Source organism: Endozoicomonas sp. SESOKO4, assembly GCF_024606275.1.
Genome location: NZ_JAHHPS010000535.1, coordinates 1 through 1,913 on the forward strand (window position 1 = coordinate 1; position 1,913 = coordinate 1,913).

Consider the following 1,913-nt stretch of genomic DNA (forward strand, 5'->3'; position numbering starts at 1 on the left):
ATTGCTGCGATAAACTGGTGGATGCGACCTTTGATTTAACGGGGGAACGATTATACGTTGCTGCCAAAGGAAAAAATCAGGCCGGTGATACCTACTCCCATCTTGGCCTTTTTGATATGACACGGACTAATCGAACTCTGGCAACAGCGCTAGTAAAAGTAAAAGGTCCGGTATTGGATTCCCAGGATTTTAGAATAAAACTTGATGCGACTGGTCGATTAGTTGGTATTGCAGGCAATTCCCTGAAGTTATGGTATGCCAGGGTGAGTAATGGTACTTTGCCCTATCTGGCAACATTGGATAACGACTTTAATGGTATTTATTCATTTGATTTCAGTCGTAAAAGTGACAAATTAGCGGCTGGGTATAATGACGATGGCGATAATTATCTTGGTGTGTGGGATACCTATCAACTTGAGGATAATAAACCGAAGCTGTTGGCCAAAGTAAAAAGTTACCCAGCAGTTTCTATTCAATTTCATCCTACAGGTCGTTATGTTCTGAGTGGAATACATGTAAATTCTTATGGGTCATTTGCTGAACTTTGGGATTTAAGCGAAATTAAAAGCAAAACTCCCAGTCATATTAAGCTTAATGAAAACGGAGCAAGACCATACATTGTTACCTTCGATCATGAGGGCAGGCAAATTGGCGTCTCTATGGTTGATGACAACTTTGCCGTGTTGTGGCATATGGATAGTATTATCAGCGGAGATACTGATCCATTGGCATTTATGGGACATGATGATGATGTGTATTTTATCGCTTTTGACCCAACAGGTCGTTATATTGTCACCACTTCCGGTGACCATACCGCCAAACTTTGGGATGGAACCCAGATTAAAAAGAATAGTCCTAAGCTTCTTGCAACGATGAACCATGGCTGCGCAGTTAAACAAGCCATTTTTATCCGCAACAACACTCGAGTATTCACCCGGAGCGACTGTGATATCAGGCTCTGGGATATTCAACATATCCCAGTCGATGGCAAAGCAAAGTTGCTTAATACCTTTCATACCGATGGAGGTTACTACAAAATTGAACTCGATCCCGCAGCGATCTGGCTGTTAACTGTCAACATCGAAGCCGCTGAAATTTGGGATATAGCAGCACTCCAGCCTGACTCGGAACTCTCCGATGCAGATTAGTATTTCAGACATTAAGTCAGATTTAGACCTTACCATTTCAAGGGAAACGAGCATAAGACTTATTCCAATTCGCAGTGTCAAAAAAACAGACTACCCTGAATAAACTCAGCAACCTAACCGGTCTGGCAATGCACAGCTTTTACACCTTTCTACAGTTGTTCACTGTAGCATTTGTAGCAACAGCACTTACCTTTTTCACAAACCCTGAAGTGGCCACTGGTGAATATTTGGAATGGCAGCTGCCTATAAAAAAACAAAGTGATTCCTCTATAACCATTCGAGCCAGGTCGGCAAGTGTTGCTACAAAAACTCAGGGCACACGAACGCAGTCTTTTACTGGCGAAGTCACTATTTTCGGGCAGATCGACCAGCCATTTATCGTCTGTGCACAGAGCTTAGACGCTCAGGGCTTTACTTATGAGGCCAGTGCTGTTGTACCTTTCCCCTTTTCTGATAGTGATAAATCAACCCATCTTTATATGCTTACGTTAAGTGAGCGAATGGGCAGAATAGCGATTAAAGAAAGCCAGCCTTGCCCGGAGTCTTTTAATCACCCGTATCCATTCTCATCAGGGCAATATCTGCGTTCAAAAAAGCCTTTTTTAGTGGTAAATGGACGAGTAGAAAAAACGCTCGATACTCAAAATGCCGGGGCCATTCCCCCTGTCGGAATGTCAATCAAGCCTGTGTTGTTTCAAAGCCCTTCAGGGGGTGGCTACGACACTGACGATTTCAACGATTTCAGACGACCGCCCTTTATGCCAG

The 1,913-nt window shown here is 43.3% G+C and carries 2 protein-coding genes; both read left to right on the forward strand.

Annotation, left to right across the window (positions count from 1 at the left end; genetic code table 11):
• Positions 1-1,148: WD40 repeat domain-containing protein (locus tag KDK16_RS10430; RefSeq protein ID WP_257276014.1), on the forward strand; the 1,148-nt coding region annotated here is incomplete at its 5' end.
• A gap of 128 nt (positions 1,149-1,276) precedes the next feature.
• A partial coding sequence (locus KDK16_RS10435; protein WP_257276016.1) for a hypothetical protein occupies positions 1,277-1,913 on the forward strand: 637 nt, incomplete at its 3' end.